This window comes from Ferrimonas balearica (genome assembly GCF_019802085.1).
Classification (GTDB): domain Bacteria; phylum Pseudomonadota; class Gammaproteobacteria; order Enterobacterales; family Shewanellaceae; genus Ferrimonas; species Ferrimonas balearica_B.
Map to the genome: position 1 here is coordinate 698,927 of NZ_JAHVHV010000002.1, position 18,945 is coordinate 717,871.

The following is an 18,945-nucleotide window of genomic DNA, read 5'->3' on the forward strand; positions in this document are numbered from 1 at the left end:
TCACTCTGGTGGGGGTAACTCCTCCCGGTTTTATTTCCCTCGCCAACCGCTTTATGCATAAAATTGCCTTGCCGCCACGGAATGTCTGAGAGAAAGGGCGAGTAAGTTACGAAGCCATGACGTTAGTTGCTATTGGAATCAATCACAAGACTGCCAGCGTGTCGCTGCGGGAAAAAGTGGCCTTTGGCCCGGACATCCTCACCGACGCCCTCAAGAGTCTTGCTGGCGAAACCCGCACCGGAGAGGCTGTGATCCTCTCTACCTGCAACCGCACCGAACTGTACACCAACCAGGTGGAGTCGGAGCGCCTGATTGCGTGGCTTAGCCAGTTCCACAATCTTAATGAAGCCGAACTGCGGGAGTGCGTCTACATGCACACCGGACAGTCCGCCGTACAGCACCTGTTGCGGGTGTCTGCCGGCCTGGACTCCCTGGTGCTGGGCGAACCCCAGATCCTCGGTCAGATCAAGCAGGCGTTCTCCGACGCCAAGCAGGTGGGCACCATCGCCCACACCCTGGACCGCCTGTTTCAGCACACCTTCAAGGTGGCCAAGCGGATCCGCACCGAGACCGAGATCGGCTCCTCCGCCGTGTCCGTGGCCTTTGCCGCGGTCAACCTGGCCCGCCACATCTTCGACGACCTCTCCCAGTCCCGCGTATTGCTCGTGGGCGCCGGTGAGACCATCGAGCTGGTGGCCCGCCACCTGACCGAGCAGGGCGTCAACAACATGGTGGTGGCCAACCGCACCCTGGCCCGTGCCGAGGGGATGGCCGCCGAGTTCGGCGCCCAGGCGGTGACCCTGTCCCAGATCCCCGAGCACCTGGCGGAGGCGGACATCGTCATCTCCTCCACCGCCTCGCCGCTGCCCATCCTGGGTAAAGGGATGGTGGAGAACGCCCTCAAGGCGCGTCGTCACCAGCCCATGCTGCTGGTGGACATCGCCGTGCCCCGGGACATCGAGTCGGAAGTGGGCGACCTGGAAAACGCCTACCTCTACACCGTGGACGACCTGCAGGGCATTGTGCAGAAGAACATGGCCTCCCGTCTGGAAGCGGCGGAGCAGGCGGAGCTCATCGCCCACGAACAGTCCGGCGAGTTCATGAGCTGGCTGCGCAGCCTCGACTCCGTGGCCACCATTCGCGCCTTCCGCGCCCAGAGCGACACCGTCAAGCAGGACGCGCTGCAGCGGGCCCAGGAGCGCCTCGCCGCCGGTGCCGAACCGGAAGCGGTGATGCTGGAACTGGCCAACAAGCTGACCAACAAGCTGATCCACTCCCCCACCCAGGCACTCTCCAAGGCCGCCCGCTCCGGCGACCTCGACAGCCTGGAGCTCTTGCGCAGCGCCCTCGGCATCGACGACAATTAAGTCATTGCCGATTCCCATCGATTGAAAAAAGCGGAAGCCTCGGGCTTCCGCTTTGCTATGACGCCACATTCGCTGGCCAAGACAAAGGTATCCAATGAAGCCGTCCGTATACGCCAAACTGGAAGGGTTGCTGGAGCGCTATGAAGAGGTTCAGGCGCTACTGGGGGAGCCCGAGGTGATCGCCGATCAGACCCGATTCCGCGCCCTCTCCAAGGAGTACGCCCAGCTTGAGGCGGTGGCCAAGGCCTTTTTGGCCTACCAGCAGGCCCAGGAAGACATCGAGACCGCCACCGAGCTGCTGTCGGATCCCGACATGAAGGAGATGGCCCAGGAGGAGTTGGAGGCGGCCAAGGCCCAGACCGAGGCCCTGGAGCAGGAGCTGCAAATTCTGCTGCTGCCCCGGGACCCCAACGACGACAACAGCGCCTTCGTGGAGATCCGTGCCGGGGCCGGCGGCGACGAGGCCGCCATCTTCGCCGGCGATCTGCTGCGGATGTACAGCCGCTACGCCGAGCAGAAGGGCTGGGCCATCGAGCTGATGTCCGCCAGCGACGGTGAGCACGGCGGCTACAAGGAGGTGATCGCCAAGTTCAGTGGCGACGGCGTCTACGGCGAGATGAAGTTCGAGTCCGGCGGCCACCGGGTGCAGCGGGTCCCCGCCACCGAGTCCCAGGGCCGCATTCACACCTCCGCCTGCACCGTGGTGGTGATGCCCGAGGTGCCCGAGGCGGAGGCGATCGAAATAAACCCCGCGGATCTCAAGGTGGACACCTTCCGCGCCTCCGGCGCTGGCGGCCAGCACGTCAACAAGACCGACTCGGCGGTGCGGATCACCCACTTGCCCACCGGCACCGTGGTGGAGTGTCAGGACGAGCGCTCCCAGCATAAGAACCGCGCCAAGGCGATGGCGGTGCTCTCCGCCCGGCTGCAGGCGGCGGAGGAGGAGCGGCGCAAGGCGGAAGAGACCAGCACCCGTCGCTCCCTGGTGGCCTCCGGCGATCGTTCCGAGCGGATCCGCACCTACAACTACCCCCAGGGCCGGGTCTCCGATCACCGCATCAACCTCACCCTCTACCGCCTGTCGGAGGTGATGGAGGGGGACCTGTCGGCGCTGATGGAGCCCATTCTCCAGGAGCACCAGGCGGACCTGCTGGCGGCCCTGGCAGAGGAGGCCTGAGTGCGCCTGGACGCCTGGCTGGCCCAGGCCACGGCCCGCTTGACCGGTCACAGCGACAGCCCCCGACTGGACGCCGAGCTGTTGCTGCTCGCCCGCCTCGGCAAGCCCCGCAGTTTCCTGTTCACTTGGCCAGATCACCCGTTGTCCGAGGCCCTGGTGGCCAACCTCGAGGGGCTGCTGGCCCGCCGCGAGGCCGGTGAGCCGGTGGCCCACCTTACCGGCGAGCGGGAGTTCTGGTCGCTGCCGCTGCAGGTCAACGCCCACACTCTGATCCCGCGCCCCGATACCGAAGCGCTGGTGGAGGCCGCCCTGGCCCTGACCCTGCCGGCCGAGGCCCGGGTGGTGGACCTGGGCACCGGCACCGGCGCCATCGCCCTGGCGCTCAAAAGCGAGCGCCCCCAGTGGCGGGTCAGCGGGGTGGACCGGGTGGCCGAGGCGGTGGCCCTGGCCCAGCGCAACAGCGAGACGCTGGCGTTGCCCATCACCCTGTACCAGGGCAGCTGGTTCGCCCCCCTGGCGGGCCAGCGGTTTGATCTTATCGTCTCCAATCCCCCCTACATCGATTCGACCGATCCCCACCTGACCCAGGGGGACGTGCGCTTCGAGCCGCGCTCCGCCCTGACCGCCGAGGAGTGCGGGCTGGCGGACATCCGCCACCTGGCCACCGAGGCCCGGGCCCACCTGGTCCCCGGCGGGGCGCTGCTGGTGGAGCACGGTTACGATCAGGGCGCGGCGGTGCGGGCGCTGTTCACCGAGGCCGGTTTCGAGGGGGTGCGCACCGGACGGGATCTGGGCCAGCGCGAGCGCTTTACACTGGGTTTCTGGCAGCGGAACGCGTAACCTAGGCGCAATCACAGACGAAAGGAATTTCAATACGATGGAATGGTTCTACTCCCTCTATCCCGGCCTCAAGCACCTGCACATGACCCTGATCGCCGCCAGCGTGGGCTTCTTCATCCTGCGCTTTGTCTGGCTGATGGCGGAGTCGCCGCTGCTGGGGCGCAAATGGGCGCGCATCGCCCCCCATGCGCTGGACACCTTCCTGCTGCTCTCCGGCGTCCTGCTCTGCGTCGCCATCGCCCAGTACCCGGGCACCAGCGCCTGGCTGACCGAGAAGATGATCGCCCTGGTGGCCTACATACTGCTCGGCGTCATCACCTTCAAGTTGCAGCGGGGCAAGCTGTTCCGCACCTTCGCCTTCCTTGGGGCCCTGGGCTGGGTCTACTACATGGCCCGCTTGGCGATGACCAAGACCCCGATCTTGCTCGGCTGAGCCAGTCGGCTAAGGTTTCAGGGGCCAGCGTGGCCCCTTTTGACGTTTTTACGATCGGCTTCAAAAGGAGTATTGGATGTCCGAGGCGATCTTCACCAACCCCGCCACCGTTCTGGGCCTGCTGATGCTGGTGCTCGGTGGGGTGTTCTACACCTCCCACAGCCCCCACCCGTTCTGGCGCCGCTTCTACCGCTACGTGCCGGCCCTGCTGCTGTGCTATTTTCTGCCGTCGTTGCTCAACACCTTTGGCGTCATCGACGGCGACGACAAGTCCCTCTACTACATGGCCTCACGCTACCTGCTGCCCTCGGCCCTGGTGCTGCTGACCCTGAACCTGGATCTCAAGGCGATCGCCTCACTGGGCCCTAAGGCGGTGATCATGTTCCTGGCCGGCACCGTCGGCATTGTCCTGGGCGCGCCGGTGGCCCTGATGACCACCTCGGCGCTGTTCCCGGAGCTGATGAACGGCCACGGGCCGGAGGCGGTGTGGCGGGGGATGACCACGGTGGCCGGCAGCTGGATCGGCGGAGGCGCCAACCAGACCGCCATGAAGGAGATCTACGGCGTCGGTGACACCATCTTCTCCGCCATGATCGCCGTGGACGTGCTGGTGGCCAACGCCTGGATGGCGGTGCTGCTGATCCTGGTGCCCCGGGCGCGGGCCTGGGACAGCAAGCTGGGGGCGGACACCTCGGCGCTGGAGCGGCTGCAGAACCACATGGCCGCCTGGCAGGAGGAGCACGCCAAGATCCCCCTGCTTAGGGATCTTATGGTGATCCTGGCGGTGGGCTTCGGCACCACCGGCCTGGCCCACTTCGGCGCCGATCTGCTGGCCCCCTGGTTTGCCGAGCACTTCCCCCAGCTGGAGCGCTACAGCCTGCACTCCGGCTTCTTCTGGCTGATGGTGCTGGCCACCACCTTTGGGGTGCTGCTCTCCCTGACCCGGGCCCACCGCCTCGAAGCGGTGGGGGCCTCCAAGGTGGGCTCCGCCTTCATCTACGTGCTGGTGGCCACCATCGGCATGCACATGGACATCAAGGCGGTGCTCGAAGCGCCCCTCTACTTCCTGCTCGGCGCCATCTGGATGATGGTGCACGCCGCCATCATGCTGCTGGTGGCCCGGGCGATCCGGGCGCCGCTGTTCTACATGGCGGTGGGCAGCCAGGCCAACGTCGGCGGCGCTGCCAGTGCCCCGGTGGTGGCGGCGGCCTTTCACCCGGCCCTGGCGCCGGTGGGGGTGCTGCTGGCGGTGCTCGGTTACGTGCTCGGCACCTACATGGCGTGGTTCTGTGGGCAGATTTTGCAGGCGTTGGCGGTATAATGCGGACGCCGATTCAATAAGTGAGGTTTTAGCATGAGCGCAGTCACCATCAAGGTGGGTCAATGCGAGGTCGCCAACGACAAGCCCTTTGTGCTGTTTGGTGGCATGAACGTCCTGGAATCCCGGGACCTGGCGATGCGGATCGCCGAGCACTACGTGCAGGTCACCGAGAAGCTGAAGATCCCCTACGTGTTCAAGGCCTCCTTCGATAAGGCCAACCGCAGCTCCATCCACTCCTACCGGGGGCCGGGGATGGAGGAGGGGCTGAAGATCTTCGAGGAGATCAAAGCCACCTTCCAGGTGCCGCTCATCACCGACGTTCATGAAATTCACCAGGCCGCCCCGGTGGCCGAGGTGGTGGACGTGATCCAGCTGCCGGCGTTCCTGGCCCGTCAGACCGATCTGGTGGCGGCTATGGCCAAGACTGACGCCGTGGTCAACGTCAAGAAGCCCCAGTTCCTGAGCCCGGGGCAGATGAAGAACATCGTGGAGAAGTTCCGCGAGTGCGGTAAGGAGGAGGTGATCCTCTGTGAGCGGGGGGCCAACTTCGGCTACGACAACCTGGTGGTGGACATGCTGGGGTTCCGCACCATGAAGGAGAGCTCCGGCGGCCTGCCGGTGATCTTCGACGTCACCCACGCCCTGCAGTGTCGCGATCCCCTGGGGGCGGCCTCCGGCGGGCGCCGTCGTCAGACCGTTGAGCTGGCCAAGGCCGGTATGGCCACCGGCCTGGCGGGCCTCTTCCTGGAAGCCCACCCGGAGCCGGATCAGGCCCTGTGTGACGGCCCCAGCGCCCTGCCGCTGGCGAAGCTGGAACCCTTCCTGGCCCAGCTCAAGGCCCTGGATGACCTCATCAAGAGCCAGCCGGACCTGGACATCCAGTAAGACACAAAAAAGCCGCCCATCGGGCGGCTTTCTTTTCGATTACTCGGCGTCGTGCTCGTCGCTGTCGACCTTGGCGACTTGCACCGACGGGCCCACTTCCATGTTGAACATTGACTGGCGAACTTCCGCCAGTTGATCCTGCAGCTGAGCCTGAACCTCCTGGTTGATCACCTCGTGGTCGAATTGGACCGGCTCCGGTTGCAGAGCGGGGGTGGTGATCAGAGCAGCAAGCAGTGCAATAGTGGACATGTGACTTCTCCTGCCAATCGGCAAAATATGTGTCGGATACGGCGCAAAAATTAGCCTGTTCCGGTGCCGGTTACAAACGAATTAATGTATGATTGGCCATTAGATAATCTAATTAAAAAACGTGAGGTGGATCATCATGTCCAGGCGCCTTCCACCCCTCAATGCGGTCAAGGCATTTGAGGCGGCAGCCCGCCATCTGAGCTTTACCCGCGCGGCAGAAGAGCTGTTCGTGACCCAGGCCGCAGTCAGCCATCAGATCAAGGCCCTCGAAGAGTACTTAGGATTAAAATTATTTCGCCGGCGGAATCGATCTCTTCTGTTAACGGAAGAGGGTCAAAGCTATTTTCTCGACATTAAAGATCTCTTTACACAGTTGGCGGACGCCACCGAGCGTCTGCTGGCCCGCAGCGCCACCGGCTCCCTCACTGTCAGCATGACCCCCTCCTTTGCCATCCAGTGGCTGGTGCCCCGTCTGGCCCGCTTCTCTGAGCTGCACCCGGAGGTGGACGTGCGGATCAAGGCGGTGGACGAGGACGAGGCCTCGCTGACCGACGACGTCGACGTGGCGGTCTACTTCGGCCGCGGCAACTGGCCGGGACTGCGAGCGGACAAGCTGCGCAGCGAGTGCCTGGTGCCGGTGTGCTCCCCCCGTCTGCTGCAGGGGGAGCGGCCCCTGCGGGAAGTGGCGGACCTGGCCCGCTTCACCCTGCTGCACGACATGTCCCGGCGGGACTGGAAGGCCTGGGTCAAGCAGGTGGGGGCCAACCTCAACGTCAACTCCGGCCCCATCTTCAGCCACTCCTCCCTGGTGCTGCAGGCGGCGATCCATGGCCAGGGGGTGGCCCTGGGTTCCTCGGTGCTGGCCCGACCGGAGGTGGAGGCGGGGCGGTTGGTCTGCCCCTTCGAGCAGGTGCTGCTCAGCAAAAACGCCTACTACCTGGTGTGCCATGAGAACCAGGCGGACTTAGGCAAGATTGAAGCGTTCCGTGAGTGGATGCTGCAGATGTTCAGTGACGAGGCCCACAGTGATCTTATCCCCTCTGCCGATTGACGACTTCCCCGCCGAGCACCGGCTGGACGGCAACCCCGACGCCCCCAACCTGGTGCTGCTGGCCCACGGCGCCGGCGCTGGCATGGATCACCCCTTTATGGTCCAGTTCGCCCAATTGCTGGCCGGCGACGACATCGCCGTGATCCGCTTTGAATTTCCCTATATGATCCGCGCCCGGGCTGAGGAGCGCCGCCGCCCGCCGGATCGCCTGCCAAAACTGACCGAGTGCTACCAGGGCTGGATCGACGCCCTGTCCGGCAGCGGTCGGCGGCTGTATCTGGCGGGCAAGTCCATGGGCGGGCGGGTGGCCACGGTGTGCGGCGCCGAGGCCGAAGCGGCCGGGGTGATCGCCCTGGGCTACCCCTTCCACCCGGTGGGCAAGAGTGAGCCGGAGAAGTGGCGCTGGGCGCCGGTGTTGGCCTGCACCCGGCCCCTGCTGATATTGCAGGGGGAGCGGGACACCTTCGGCAGCCGCGCCGAGCTGGCGGCCCATCGCCTGCCGGAGGGGGCGCGCCTGCACTACCTGACGGACGGCGACCACAGCTTCAAGCCGCGCAAACTCAGCGGCCTGACCGAACACGACAACCTGGCCCGGGCTGCCGAACTGGCCCGCGCCTTTATTCAAGGACACGCATCATGAGTCGAGTTTTCCTGCTGCTGGCGGCCCTCTGTGGTCTGCTGGCCACCGGCCTGGGGGCCTACGGCGCCCACGGTCTGCCTGGTAAGGTCAGCCCCGAGCTGCTGGCCAGCTTCAATACCGCGGTGCAGTACCAGTTTTTCCACGCCCTGGCGCTGATGGCCGTGGCCCTGTGGCTGATGCAGCGCCCAAGCCGGGTGCTGGTGGCCGCCGGCCTGGCCTTCGTGGTGGGCATGCTCGGCTTCTCCGGCAGCATCTATGCTTTGGTGCTGGTGGGCAGCAAGGGCTTCGGCCCCATCACCCCCATGGGGGGGCTGACCCTGATGGTGGGCTGGGCCCTGCTGGCGGTGATGGCCCTGACCCAGGGAGGTGAGCGTGAATAAGGTCCTGCTGCATTGCCGTCCCGGGTTTGAGAAGGAGTGCGCGGCGGAGATCCAGGACCGGGCTGCGGAGCTGGAGGTGTACGGCTACCCCCGCCTGGAGCGGGACAGCGGCTTTGTGCTGTTCGAGTGCTACCAGGAGGGGGACGCCGAGCGGCTGATCCAGACCCTGCCCCTGGCGCACCTCATCTTCGCCCGCAGCTGGTTTGCGGTGCTGGCCGAGCTGTCTGAGATGGATCCGGCGGATCGGGTGGCGTCGGTCCTGGCCCACAGCGATGCCCTGCCCAAGTGCGGCAAGCTGTGGGTGGAGAGCGGCGATGGCGACGCCTACCGCTCCCTGCTCACCTTCTGTCGCAAGTTCACCGTGCCCCTGCGCCAGGCCCTGCGCCAGGCCGGCCTGCTGACCAAGACCGAGAAGGAGCAGATGCCCCGCATGCACCTGTTCCTCACCGACAACCAGAACGGCTACCTGGGCTACAGCCGCTCCGACAACGGCGCCGCCCACTTTATGGGGATCGAGCGACTCAAGTTCCCCTCGGAGGCCCCCAGCCGCTCCACCCTCAAGCTGGATGAGGCGATCAACCTCTTCCTCACCCCCGAGCAGCAGGCCAGTCGGATGCAGTCCGGCATGTGGGCGGTGGACTTGGGGGCTTGCCCCGGGGGCTGGACCTATCAGCTGGTGCGCCGGGGGCTCTTTGTTCACGCGGTGGACAATGGTCCCATGGCCGACAGCCTGATGGAGAGCGGCCAGGTCACCCACCATATGGCGGACGGCTTCAAGTTCGAGCCGCCCCGCAAGAACGTCACCTGGCTGGTGTGCGACATGGTGGAGAAACCGGACCGGGTGGCCCAGCTCATGGCGGCCTGGCTGGTGCGAGGCTGGGCCAGCCAGGCGATCTTCAACCTCAAGCTGCCCATGAAGCAGCGCTACGTCAGCGTCTACGAGTCGCTGAACCTGCTGACGGAGATCCTCCACAGCGCCGGGGTCGAGTTCGAGCTGCAAGCCAAGCACCTCTACCACGACCGCGAGGAGATCACCGTCTACCTGCACCGTCGCCGCTGAGGGGCTAAGGCTCGTCGAACCGGCACAAAAAAGGCTCCCCTCGGGGAGCCTTTTTGCTGGGCGCCGCGGTTACAGGCGGGCCAGGATGGCGTCGGTGAACGCCTTGGTGCCGGCGTTGCCGCCCAGGTCACGGGTGACACACTCACCGGCGGCGATGGTGTCGCGCACCGCGTCCCGGATCTTGGCGGCCTTGTCGGCCATGCCCAGGTACTCCAGCATCTGCACCGCACCGAGCAGCAGCGCGGTGGGGTTGGCCAGGTCCTGACCGGCGATGTCCGGGGCGCTGCCGTGCACCGCCTCGAAGATCGCCGCGTCCTTACCGATGTTGGCGCCCGGGGCCAGGCCCAGGCCGCCCACCAGACCGGCACACAGGTCGGAGAGGATGTCACCGAACAGGTTGGTCGTGACGATCACGTCGAACTGGGAGGGGTCCATCACCAGCTTCATGCAGGTGGCGTCGACGATCATCTCCTCGGACTCGATGTCCGGGTAACGCTCGCCCACTTCCCGGGCCACCTTGAGGAACAGCCCGGAGGTGGACTTCATGATGTTGGCCTTGTGGACCGCGGTCACCTTCTTGCGACCCTCTTTGCGGGCCAGCTCGTAGGCGAACTCGCAGATCCGCTGGGCGCCTTCGCGGGTGATGATGCTCATCGCCTCGGCGGTGCTGCCGTCGTCGGTCACCCGCTGGCCGGCACCGGAGTACATCCCCTCGGTGTTCTCCCGGATGGTGATGATGTCCACGTCTTCGTAGCGGGCCTGGGTGCCCTTGAGGGACAGCACCGGGCGCACGTTGGCGTACAGGTTGAAGCGCTTGCGCAGGCTGACGTTGATGGAGGTGAAGCCCTCACCGATGGGGGTGGTCAGGGGGCCTTTGAGGGTGACACGGTTTTTTTCGATCAGCTCCAGAGTGCTGGCGGGCACCAACTCTCCATGTTTCTCCAGTGCCGCGAGACCCGCGTCGGCGAACTCGTAGTTGAAGTTACAGCCGGCCTTGTCCAGCACCTTGAGGGTGGCATCGACAATATCGGGTCCGATCCCATCGCCGGGGATCACGGTAATGCTTCTTGCGGACATCGTTACATCCTTCCACGTTGAACTTGTTGGATCCTTGGCCCTTCTTATTCCCTGTGACGGGGAGGCGGGGCTTTGTTAGCATGATGCAGCGCACATCTTAACGTTTTTTGCCGCTTACTGACAGCTAGCGGAAGGTATAAGTCACAAAAATGGACATTTTGAGAGGTGGTTCGGTGCGGAGACGAATTCGAAACCTTTTACCCCTGTTGGGGATCCTGGCAACGCCCCTGCTGGCGGCGCCGGTCACCCCGGAAGCGGTTATGGGATTCAAGAGCCTGAAAGATCCCGTGTTGGCCGGCAACGGCGCGGTGGTGGCCTTCACCGCCGCCCCGGACCGGGGCGATCCCCAGGGGCGGGTACGGCGCTCCGACGGTCAGTTGTTTACCCTGGAGCGGGCACAGAAGCCGATTGTGAACGCAAACGGCCGTTTTGTGCTGTTTGAACAGCCGGTTCCGCTGCTTGAGCAGGAGAACGCCGGCGCCAAGGAGCGCAAGGGCCTGAAGGCCGGGCGGGTGCTGATCCAGACCCAGACCGGCAAGCAGGAGCGCTTCGAGCGGGTCAAGGCCGCCGCTTTCAGTCACGACGGCCGATTGCTGGTGATCCACTTCGAGCCGGAACAGAGCGAGGCCGCGGAGCCGGCCGACGAGGCGAAGTCGGAAGAGGACGCAGCCCCGAGCATCGACGAGGCGGACCTGGGCAGCGCGCTGCTGGTGCGGGATCTGACCGACGGCAGCGAACAGCGTTTTGCCGATGTGCGCCACTTTGCCCTGCCCAAAAAGGGCAGCGCCCTGGCCTTCAGCACCAGTGCGAAGGAGGGCAAGGGCAACGCCCTCTACCGCCTGGACCCGGCCCTCAAGCCGGTGCTGGTGCACCAGCAGGATGGCTATGGCACCGGCGCCCTGGTGTGGGATCGCAGCGGCGCGGTCCTGGGGTTCAGCTGGGGCTCCCTCCAGGCCAAGGCCCGTCAGCGTGAGCACCTGGTGGGGCTCTTTGCCCGGGACGCCCTGCGCTGGCAGGAGCTCAACCACGCCGACTTTATGGTGTCCGCCTACAGCGATCTGGCCTTCAGCCGCGACGGCCAGCGGCTCTTTATCGGCCGCCAGGCCCGACTGCCGGCGGTGCCGGAGAAGCCCCAATTTGGTCAGGCGGAGGATCTGACCAACCGGGATCTGCTGCTGGCCCGCGCCGATCTGGTGCTCTGGCACGGCGACGACGAGCAGATCAAGACCCGGGAGATGCACCAGTACGACAAGGAGCGCAAGCGCACCTATCCGGGGGTGTGGCACCTGGGGGACGACACCTACGTCCAGCTCACCGACTCTGAGGTGCCCACCCTGGTGATGGGGGACAACCCCAACCACCTGCTGGCTAGCTCCGATAAGCCCTACCGCAAGATGATCTCCTGGGCCGGCTTCTACAAGGACTGGTACCTGGTGGACCTGAAAACCGGCCAGCGTCGCGCCCTGGCGGTGCAACTGGGCAGCGCCGACACCCCGACCCTGGCCCCCGGTGGCAGCCAGGTGCTCTGGCATGTGCGCGATGGCCTCTATCACCACGACGTTCAGCGCAACCGCACCCGCAAGCTGGCGGACGGCTTCTCCAACGAGGACCACGACTACCCCAGCCCCGCCCCGGGTTACGGCTTCGGCCCCTGGCTGAGCGGCGATGCCGGTGCCCTGGTGTACGACAAGTACGACATCTGGCGCTTCGACAGCGCCAGCGGCAAGCTCAACCGGCTGACCGAGGGCCGCGAGGCCGACACTCTCTACCGGGTGCAGACCACGGATCCCGACGCCCTGTCGGTGGCGGCCAGCGCCGAGCTGCTGGTGCACGGGGTCAACGAGCAGAGCAAGGCCGAGGGGCTGTACCGCCTGGCCCTGGCCGACGGCAGCCTGAGCCCCTGGCAGCAGGGGGATTACCGGGTGAAGTTCCTGGCCAAGGCCGCCGAGGCGGACACCCTGATGCTGAGCTTTGAGCGCTATGACCGCTTCCCGGATCTCTACCTCAGTGCCAACGCCAGCAGCGAACCGGAGCAGCTCAGTCGCCTGGGGGACCAGCTGGATCGCCTCGACTGGGGTCAGGCCCAACTGGTGCGCTGGGAGACCGAAGACGGTCAACCCCTCAAGGGGGTGCTGATCACCCCGCCGGGGTACGACGGTCAGCGACCGCTGCCCACCATGATCTACTTCTACCGCTTTATGAGCGATCGCCTGCACGCCTTCCCGCAGATGGCGATCAACCACAGGCCCAACTTCCCCTGGTACGCCAGCGAGGGGTACGCCATCTTCCTGCCGGACGTCGTGTTCGAAGTGGGGCGGCCGGGGCCGGCGTCCCTCAAGGCGCTGCTCTCCGGGGCGGACAAGATTGTTGAGATGGGGGTGGCGGATCCCAAGGCGATCGGCCTGCAGGGCCACTCCTGGGCCGGCTACCAGAGCGCCTACATCGTCACCCAGACCGACCGCTTCGCCTCGGTGGTGACCGGCGCACCGGTCTCCAACATGACCTCCGCCTACACCGGGATCCGTCTGGGCTCCGGGCTGGGGCGTCAGTTCCAGTACGAGTCCGGTCAGAGCCGCATCGGTCCCAGCCTCTACGAGGCACCGGATCTCTACATCGAGAACAGCCCGGTGTTCTACGCCGATAAGGTCAAGACGCCCATGGTGATCATGTTCGGCGACGTGGACGATGCCGTGCCCTGGCAGCAGGGGATCGAGCTCTACCTGGCGATGCGTCGGCTGGCCAAGCCGGTGGTGATGCTGCAGTACCAGAACGAGCCGCACCACCCCAAGCAGTACCCCAACAAGCTGGACTACACGCTGAAGATGAAGGCGTTCTTCGACTTTACCCTGAAGGGGGCCCCGGCTCCGGATTGGTGGGTCAACGGTTTGCCCTACCGCAAACCGGACCAGTAAAAGAGAACGGCCGCTTTCGCGGCCGTTGTTTTATCCCCCGTTCTGCCATCGCTCGAAGGCGTTTTCGCCCCAGGCGAACAGCACGCCGTCGCGGAACAGCAGCGGGGTGGTTTCATCCTGGGTGGTTTCACCGTCCCCCTTGGTGCGGTGGGTGCGGTAGCGCAGCACCAGGATCCCCTGGCCATCGGCGTCGTTGAGGGCCTCGGAAAAATCCGGGTTGCCCAGGCGTTCCATTACCACCGTCTTGGACAGCCCCGGTTCCAGGGAAGCGATCACCGCCACGTTGTGCTTCTGACGGTCATCCCAGTCCATGTTGTCGGGGGTGGACGGGGTCTCCTCCCACAGGGCGATCACCGCCACCACAAACACCAGATACACCCCAATCAATCCGGCCACCAAGGGCACCAGGCGGCTTTTTCCCTGACTCATCAATGTAAACTCCTTGTTACCAACCCGCCTAGGGTAGCAGTCGGCCCGGAACAAGCAAAGTGGGCCGTCAGGGGGCTGGACCAGTGAACACCGTTACTCAAGGATAAAGATCAACTAACGGACGGATCGGGATGGACAAAACGCGGCATAGATTGTTACAACCACGGTTTCCTGCGGCCGACCGGTCGCGGCAATTACAACGATAAAACAGTTAAAACCATTATGATGCAATCACTCCTATCTCGCGTTTTTCGGGGCAGCCTGGTTCTCCAGATCCTCATCGGTATCATTGTCGGCATCGCCGTGGCGGCGCTCTCGCCGGCCTCCGCCCAGTCCGTCGGCCTGCTGGGGGATCTCTTCGTCTCCGCCTTGAAGGCGGTGGCCCCCATCCTGGTGTTTATCCTGGTGGCCTCCTCCATCGCCAACCAGAAGCCGGGTCAGCACACCCACATGCGCCCCATCATCGGCCTCTACCTGGTGGGCACCGTCAGCGCCGCCCTGACCGCGGTGCTACTGAGCTTCGCTTTCCCCACCACCCTGGCCCTGGTCACCGAGCAGACCACGGTGGCCCCGCCGGAGGGGATCGGCGAGGTGCTGCACACCCTGCTGTTCAAGGTGGTGGACAACCCGGTGAACGCCCTGATGACCGGCAACTTTATCGGGATCCTGGCCTGGGGTATCGCCCTGGGGCTGGCCCTGCACCGGGCCTCTGAGGCCACCAAGCAGGTGTTCCACGACGTCTCCGACAGCATCACCCAGATTGTCCGGGTGGTGATCCGCTTTGCCCCGCTGGGGATCTTCGGCCTGGTGGCCAACACCCTGGCCACCACCGGCTTCGACGCGCTGTGGGGCTACTCCCACCTGCTGGCGGTGCTGCTGGGCGCCATGGCGATCATCGCCCTGGGGGTGAACCCGCTCATCGTCTTCGTGAAGACCCGGGAAAACCCCTACCCGCTGGTGCTGCGCTGCCTGCGGGAGAGCGGGGTGACCGCCTTCTTCACCCGCAGCTCCGCTGCCAACGTGCCGGTCAACCTGGATCTGTGCAAGCGGCTGGACCTGCACGAGGACACCTACTCGGTCTCCATCCCCCTGGGGGCCACCATCAACATGGCCGGCGCGGCGATCACCATTACCGTGCTGACCCTGGCGGCGGTGCACACCCTGGGGATCAGCGTGGACCTGCCCACCGCACTGCTGCTGAGCCTGGTGGCGGCGGTCTCCGCCTGTGGTGCCTCCGGGGTGGCCGGTGGCTCCCTGCTGCTGATCCCCCTGGCCTGCAGCCTGTTCGGCATCGACAACGCCGTGGCGATGCAGGTGGTGGCCGTGGGCTTCATCATCGGGGTGATCCAGGACTCCGCCGAAACCGCCCTGAACAGCTCCACCGACGTGATCTTCACCGCGGCGGCGGACAAGGCGGCCAGCCGCCAGGGCTGAGCCCGACCCAACCGCAAAAAGCCCGGCACTGGCCGGGCTTTTTTGTGGGCGGCGTTCAGGGCAGGGGGACGGTCAGCGCCTGGCGGATGAGGTTGGTCTTGGAGAGGTTGTAGCGGCTTAGGTGCCCCAGCCAGTCCTCCGGTCCCAGCAGGGCCTTGAGGATCGCCTTTTCGCTGCGCCCCTGTCGGGCCAGCGCCTGGGCCTCGGCGCACAGCCGCTCCAGGTTGGCCAGTTTTTCGCAAAGCGCCTGGTGGCCCTGGCGCACCGGTCCGCGGTGGGGGCAGAGCAGGGTGTCGAAGGGCAGGGTGAGCACCTTGCGCAGGCTGGCCATCAGCTCGGCCAGGTCCTCGTCGCTGCGCAGGTAGCGCAGCTTGCGGGAGAGGTAGAGATCGCCGCTCAGCAGCCAGCCCTGCTGGGGCAGGTGGAAGCAGGTCAGGTCCGGGGCATGCCCGGGGGTGAAAACCGGCTGGATGGGGCTGCCATCCTCCAGATGCAGGTCGTCGGCCAATGGCTCGGTGGCGAGGGGGGAGGGCGCCCCCCAGATCAGCCGCTGCAAAGGCGGGGTGGCGAACCCCCGGGCCAGCTTGGCCCTTCCCGGCTCGGGGGCCATGGGGGTGACCCCGGTCAGCGTGGCGATCCGCCCGGCGTTGCCGCTGTGATCCTCGTGGTGGTGGGTGAGCAGCAGTTGGCGCACCGGGCGCTCGGAAACAAAGGCGGCCACCGACGACCACTGATTGGGGGGCCCGGCGTCGAACAGGGTGTCCCCCACCCGGTAGACGATAAAGGTGGTGTTGATGCCGAACTGAAACCGGCCCACTCGCACCCCTTCAAGGGCGCCGAGGTGAAAACGTTCCCGGATGGCCATGGCTTACCAGGGGATCTCGGTACCGTCGTAGTTGTAGAAGCGGCCGGAGCCGGTCAGGTCCAGTTGGGCCAGCAGATGGCGCATCCCCATCACCGAAGTTTGGGGGGTGATCAGCGCATTGGGGCCCCCCATGTCGGTCTGCACCCAGCCGGGGTGGAGCAGGGCCACGCTGATCCCCAGCTCCGCCAGGTCAATGGACAGGCTGCGGCCGATGGCGTTCAGGGCCGACTTGGAGGCCCGGTAGAGGTAGCTGCCGCCGCTGCCGTTGTCGGTGATGGAGCCCATCTTGGAGGAGAGCAGGGCCACCTTGGCGCCCTTGGCCAGGTTGTCGGTGAGGTTTTGCACCAGCAGCAGGGGGGCCAGCACATTGACCGCCATCACCGGGGCGAAATCCTCCCCATCGAGGGCACTCAGGGGAACGCCCTTGGGGCCGTAGACGCCGGCGTTGCTGATCAGCAGGTCCAGTTTGAGATCCCCAAGGTAGGCCTTGAGGCCAGTCAGCTGGGATGGCTTGGCCAGGTCCAGGGCCACCAGATCCAGCTCGCTGGGGTGGGCTTCGGCCAGGGCCATCAGGGCGTCGGCACGGTCCGGTTCCCGACAGCAGGCGATGATGCGGGCGCCGCTGCCCAGGTACTGGCGCACGAACTCCAGGCCGATGCCGCGGTTGGCGCCGGTGATGAGGATGGTCTGGCTCATGGGTGTCTCCCTAGTCGAAACTGGCTCAGGTTGAGCTGAAGTTGAATGTCCTTTTTCAAGCGCACCAGGCGGTAGCTGAGGCGGGCCTCGTCCTGGTGGCTGCGCAGCCGCTCCCCCAGTTTGCCCTCCACCGCGTCTTCGGCAAACATCGCTTTGAGGCTGTCGAAACGGGCGACGAGATCCTGGGCGGTTTTCTTGCCCACCCCGGGCACCCCGGGGATCCCATTGCCGCTGTCCCCGGCCAAAGCCCAGTAGTCCAGCAATCGTGGCTGGGGCACCCCCAGCTTGGCGGCCAGGAGCTCGGCGTCGATCCAGTGGCCCTCGAAATGATCCCACTGGCCGATCCCCGCTCCCAGCAGCTGGCCAAACCCCTTGTCGGTGGAGAGGATCACCACCTCGCCGCCGGCGTCCGCCACCTTGCTGGCCAGGGTGGCGATGAGATCGTCCGCCTCCAGGTCCGCCTGTTTGACCGACCGCACTCCCTGCTGGGCAAAGCCGTCGTCCAGCAGCGGCAGGGCCTTTGCCAGGTCCTCGGGCATGGGTTTGCGGTGGGCCTTGTACTCGGGGTAGAGCGCCCGGCGCCAACTGCGCTCGTGGCCACCGTCCCACACCAGGATGGCGTGGCTGGGCTTGTGCTGGCGCAGGGCCTTGTCCAGGGCGCCGAGGCAGCGGCGCTTGAGGTCCTCGGCGGCCTCCCCGGGCACGGCGGCGTGGAGCCGACGCACCAGGTTGAGACCGTCGATGAGCAGGAGCTTGGGTTTCATCCTTTGATGATCTCGTAACAGGGGTGGTAGACGCTGCCGGGCAGCTTCATGCGGCCCTGGGTGACGAAGGCCCCCAGCAGGGCGTCCATTCGCGCCATCAGGGTCTTGTCGCCGCGGATCTGGAAGGGGCCCCGGTGGCGGATCGCCTTGATCCCCTGGGCCTTGACGTTGCCGGCCACGATGCCGGAGAACGCCTTGCGCAGGTGACCGGCCAGCATCGCCTTGTTGGCCTGGGGCCGCAGATCCAGGTTGGCCATGTTGTCGTGGTCCGGCTCGAAGGGCAGCTGGAACTCCGGCTCAATCTTGAGCCGCCAGTTGAAGGCGAAGGCGTCCTCGGTGCTGAGGCGGTAGCTTTTCACCTCAGGCAGCTGTTGTTTCAGGCAGCGGGCCACGGCCTGGGGGTCGTCGATGATGATGTGGTAGCGGCTCTGGGCCTCGGGGCCCAGGGTGGCGCCGATGAACTCGTTGATCTCGTCGAAGTAGGCCCGGCTGCTCTGGGGACCGGTGAGCACCACCGGCAGGGGCTGAGCGCGGTTCTCCTCGTGCAGCAGGATCCCCAGCAGGTAGAGCAGCTCCTCGGCGGTGCCGACGCCGCCGGGAAAGATGACGATGCCGTGGGCCAGGCGGACAAAGGCCTCCAGGCGCTTCTCGATGTCCGGCAGGATCACCAGCTCGTTGACGATCTGATTGGGGGGCTCGGCGGCGATGATGGAGGGTTCGGTCAGCCCCAGGAAGCGGCCGTCGCGGATCCGCTGCTTGGCGTGGGCGATGGCGGCGCCCTTCATCGGCCCCTCCATGGCGCCGGGGCCGCAGCCGGTGCAGATGTTGAGCTCCCGCAGCCCCAGCTCGTAGCCCACCTCCCGGGTGTACTGGTACTCCACGGCGTTGATGCTGTGGCCCCCCCAGCACACCACCAGATCCGTCTCGCCGCCGGGGCTGATCGCCTTGGCGTTGCGCAGGATCTCGAACACCACGTTGGTGATGTGGGTGGAGTTGGTGAGGTTGATGTGGCGGAGGTTTTCGTAGCGGTCGCTGATGTAGAGGATGTCCCGCAGTACGGCAAACAGGTGCTCCTGGATGCTGCGGATGATCTTGCCGTCGACGAAGGCCTCCTCGGGGGGCTGGGTCAGCTCCAGCTTGATGCCACGCTCCTGGCGCAGCACCCGAACCTTGAAGTCCTGGTAGCGTTCGAACAGGGCGGCGCTGTCGTCACTGGAGAGCCCGGAGGAGAGCACCGCGAGGGAGCAGTTGCGGTAGAGCTGGTAGAGTTCGGAGGCGGCGCTGTCTCGCAGCCGCTCCACCTCCAGTTGGGACAGCTGGTCCAGGCTGCCCCGGGGACGCACTTGAATCTGCATGATCCCCCCT

At 65.7% G+C, this 18,945-nt stretch carries 19 protein-coding genes; 12 read left to right on the top strand and 7 right to left on the bottom strand.

The annotated features are described in order from the left end of the window. Nucleotides 1-116 precede the first annotated feature (116 nt). The 6 genes from hemA (at nucleotide 117) to kdsA (ending at nucleotide 6,023) form a co-directional block, all read left to right on the top strand. Entirely contained in the window at nucleotides 117-1,367 is a 1,251-nt protein-coding gene (gene hemA, locus KUV81_RS11595; protein WP_222544009.1) for a glutamyl-tRNA reductase, read from the top strand. Nucleotides 1,368-1,461: 94 nt separating this feature from the next. Next, nucleotides 1,462-2,544: a peptide chain release factor 1 gene (gene prfA / locus KUV81_RS11600; RefSeq protein ID WP_222544010.1), complete on the top strand. Its 1,083-nt coding sequence runs from the start codon at nucleotides 1,462-1,464 to the stop codon at nucleotides 2,542-2,544. Further along, nucleotides 2,545-3,384 carry a peptide chain release factor N(5)-glutamine methyltransferase gene (gene prmC, locus KUV81_RS11605; protein ID WP_222544011.1) on the top strand — a complete coding sequence of 280 codons (840 nt, stop codon included), beginning with the start codon at nucleotides 2,545-2,547 and terminating at the stop codon, nucleotides 3,382-3,384. 37 nt (nucleotides 3,385-3,421) lie between these two features. Continuing rightward, nucleotides 3,422-3,817 (top strand): SirB2 family protein, encoded by a 396-nt coding sequence (locus KUV81_RS11610; RefSeq protein ID WP_222544012.1) that lies wholly within the window; start codon nucleotides 3,422-3,424, stop codon nucleotides 3,815-3,817. Between the two features lie 76 nt (nucleotides 3,818-3,893). Beyond that, nucleotides 3,894-5,138 carry a DUF819 domain-containing protein gene (locus KUV81_RS11615; protein ID WP_222544013.1) on the top strand — a complete coding sequence of 415 codons (1,245 nt, stop codon included), beginning with the start codon at nucleotides 3,894-3,896 and terminating at the stop codon, nucleotides 5,136-5,138. 33 nt (nucleotides 5,139-5,171) lie between these two features. After that, nucleotides 5,172-6,023 (top strand): 3-deoxy-8-phosphooctulonate synthase, encoded by an 852-nt coding sequence (gene kdsA, locus KUV81_RS11620; protein WP_222544014.1) that lies wholly within the window; start codon nucleotides 5,172-5,174, stop codon nucleotides 6,021-6,023. Nucleotides 6,024-6,062: 39 nt separating this feature from the next. On the opposite strand, the gene KUV81_RS11625 is transcribed toward kdsA, so the two are convergent. Beyond that, nucleotides 6,063-6,272: a hypothetical protein gene (locus tag KUV81_RS11625; protein WP_222544015.1), complete on the bottom strand. Its 210-nt coding sequence runs from the start codon at nucleotides 6,270-6,272 to the stop codon at nucleotides 6,063-6,065. A 136-nt stretch (nucleotides 6,273-6,408) separates the two neighbouring features. Here KUV81_RS11625 and KUV81_RS11630 point away from each other — a divergent pair, with 136 nt between their 5' ends. From KUV81_RS11630 to rlmM, 4 genes are read left to right on the top strand one after another with little or no spacing between them, the layout of a single operon-like run. Continuing rightward, nucleotides 6,409-7,323 (top strand): transcriptional regulator GcvA, encoded by a 915-nt coding sequence (locus KUV81_RS11630; protein WP_222544016.1) that lies wholly within the window; start codon nucleotides 6,409-6,411, stop codon nucleotides 7,321-7,323. Continuing rightward, nucleotides 7,298-7,963: an alpha/beta family hydrolase gene (locus tag KUV81_RS11635; protein WP_222544017.1), complete on the top strand. Its 666-nt coding sequence runs from the start codon at nucleotides 7,298-7,300 to the stop codon at nucleotides 7,961-7,963. The genes KUV81_RS11630 and KUV81_RS11635 overlap by 26 nt, the downstream gene beginning before the upstream one ends. Next, on the top strand, nucleotides 7,960-8,343 hold the full coding sequence (locus KUV81_RS11640) for a DUF423 domain-containing protein (RefSeq protein WP_222544018.1): 384 nt from the start codon (nucleotides 7,960-7,962) through the stop codon (nucleotides 8,341-8,343). Before KUV81_RS11635 ends, KUV81_RS11640 begins: the two co-directional genes overlap by 4 nt. Continuing rightward, nucleotides 8,336-9,403 carry a 23S rRNA (cytidine(2498)-2'-O)-methyltransferase RlmM gene (gene rlmM / locus KUV81_RS11645; RefSeq protein WP_222544019.1) on the top strand — a complete coding sequence of 356 codons (1,068 nt, stop codon included), beginning with the start codon at nucleotides 8,336-8,338 and terminating at the stop codon, nucleotides 9,401-9,403. Before KUV81_RS11640 ends, rlmM begins: the two co-directional genes overlap by 8 nt. Before the next feature lie 69 nt (nucleotides 9,404-9,472). Here the strand turns inward: rlmM and KUV81_RS11650 are convergent, their stop codons facing one another. Further along, a complete protein-coding gene (locus KUV81_RS11650) occupies nucleotides 9,473-10,480 on the bottom strand; it encodes an isocitrate dehydrogenase (RefSeq protein WP_222544020.1) in 1,008 nt (335 codons plus the stop codon). Nucleotides 10,481-10,653: 173 nt separating this feature from the next. Between KUV81_RS11650 and KUV81_RS19865 the strand changes: the two genes are divergently transcribed. Further along, nucleotides 10,654-13,392: a S9 family peptidase gene (locus KUV81_RS19865; RefSeq protein WP_222544021.1), complete on the top strand. Its 2,739-nt coding sequence runs from the start codon at nucleotides 10,654-10,656 to the stop codon at nucleotides 13,390-13,392. A 30-nt stretch (nucleotides 13,393-13,422) separates the two neighbouring features. Here the strand turns inward: KUV81_RS19865 and KUV81_RS11660 are convergent, their stop codons facing one another. Beyond that, on the bottom strand, nucleotides 13,423-13,821 hold the full coding sequence (locus KUV81_RS11660; RefSeq protein ID WP_222544022.1) for a DUF3192 domain-containing protein: 399 nt from the start codon (nucleotides 13,819-13,821) through the stop codon (nucleotides 13,423-13,425). 222 nt (nucleotides 13,822-14,043) lie between these two features. On the opposite strand from KUV81_RS11660, the gene sstT reads away from it, so the two are divergent. Then, entirely contained in the window at nucleotides 14,044-15,255 is a 1,212-nt protein-coding gene (sstT, locus tag KUV81_RS11665) for a serine/threonine transporter SstT (RefSeq protein ID WP_222544023.1), read from the top strand. 55 nt (nucleotides 15,256-15,310) lie between these two features. On the opposite strand, the gene KUV81_RS11670 is transcribed toward sstT, so the two are convergent. From KUV81_RS11670 to ppnN, 4 genes are read right to left on the bottom strand one after another with little or no spacing between them, the layout of a single operon-like run. Beyond that, complete coding sequence (locus KUV81_RS11670; protein WP_315900077.1) at nucleotides 15,311-16,072, bottom strand: MBL fold metallo-hydrolase; 762 nt, start codon at nucleotides 16,070-16,072, stop codon at nucleotides 15,311-15,313. A 51-nt stretch (nucleotides 16,073-16,123) separates the two neighbouring features. Further along, nucleotides 16,124-16,816 (bottom strand): SDR family oxidoreductase, encoded by a 693-nt coding sequence (locus KUV81_RS11675; protein WP_222544025.1) that lies wholly within the window; start codon nucleotides 16,814-16,816, stop codon nucleotides 16,124-16,126. Beyond that, complete coding sequence (gene xni / locus KUV81_RS11680; protein ID WP_222544026.1) at nucleotides 16,813-17,580, bottom strand: flap endonuclease Xni; 768 nt, start codon at nucleotides 17,578-17,580, stop codon at nucleotides 16,813-16,815. Before xni ends, KUV81_RS11675 begins: the two co-directional genes overlap by 4 nt. Further along, nucleotides 17,577-18,935 (bottom strand): nucleotide 5'-monophosphate nucleosidase PpnN, encoded by a 1,359-nt coding sequence (gene ppnN / locus KUV81_RS11685; RefSeq protein WP_222544027.1) that lies wholly within the window; start codon nucleotides 18,933-18,935, stop codon nucleotides 17,577-17,579. The genes xni and ppnN overlap by 4 nt, the downstream gene beginning before the upstream one ends. Nucleotides 18,936-18,945 lie beyond the last annotated feature (10 nt).

What these genes read in the sequence shown, in the direction of transcription:
- hemA (WP_222544009.1), top strand. Translation starts at nt 117, where the DNA reads ATGACGTTAGTTGCTATTGGAATCAATCACAAGACTGCCAGCGTGTCG.
- prfA (WP_222544010.1), top strand. Translation starts at nt 1,462, where the DNA reads ATGAAGCCGTCCGTATACGCCAAACTGGAAGGGTTGCTGGAGCGCTAT.
- KUV81_RS11610 (WP_222544012.1), top strand. Translation starts at nt 3,422, where the DNA reads ATGGAATGGTTCTACTCCCTCTATCCCGGCCTCAAGCACCTGCACATG.
- KUV81_RS11615 (WP_222544013.1), top strand. Translation starts at nt 3,894, where the DNA reads ATGTCCGAGGCGATCTTCACCAACCCCGCCACCGTTCTGGGCCTGCTG.
- kdsA (WP_222544014.1), top strand. Translation starts at nt 5,172, where the DNA reads ATGAGCGCAGTCACCATCAAGGTGGGTCAATGCGAGGTCGCCAACGAC.
- KUV81_RS11625 (WP_222544015.1), bottom strand. Translation starts at nt 6,272, where the DNA reads ATGTCCACTATTGCACTGCTTGCTGCTCTGATCACCACCCCCGCTCTG.
- KUV81_RS11630 (WP_222544016.1), top strand. Translation starts at nt 6,409, where the DNA reads ATGTCCAGGCGCCTTCCACCCCTCAATGCGGTCAAGGCATTTGAGGCG.
- KUV81_RS11640 (WP_222544018.1), top strand. Translation starts at nt 7,960, where the DNA reads ATGAGTCGAGTTTTCCTGCTGCTGGCGGCCCTCTGTGGTCTGCTGGCC.
- KUV81_RS11650 (WP_222544020.1), bottom strand. Translation starts at nt 10,480, where the DNA reads ATGTCCGCAAGAAGCATTACCGTGATCCCCGGCGATGGGATCGGACCC.
- KUV81_RS11660 (WP_222544022.1), bottom strand. Translation starts at nt 13,821, where the DNA reads ATGAGTCAGGGAAAAAGCCGCCTGGTGCCCTTGGTGGCCGGATTGATT.
- sstT (WP_222544023.1), top strand. Translation starts at nt 14,044, where the DNA reads ATGATGCAATCACTCCTATCTCGCGTTTTTCGGGGCAGCCTGGTTCTC.
- KUV81_RS11675 (WP_222544025.1), bottom strand. Translation starts at nt 16,816, where the DNA reads ATGAGCCAGACCATCCTCATCACCGGCGCCAACCGCGGCATCGGCCTG.
- xni (WP_222544026.1), bottom strand. Translation starts at nt 17,580, where the DNA reads ATGAAACCCAAGCTCCTGCTCATCGACGGTCTCAACCTGGTGCGTCGG.
- ppnN (WP_222544027.1), bottom strand. Translation starts at nt 18,935, where the DNA reads ATGCAGATTCAAGTGCGTCCCCGGGGCAGCCTGGACCAGCTGTCCCAA.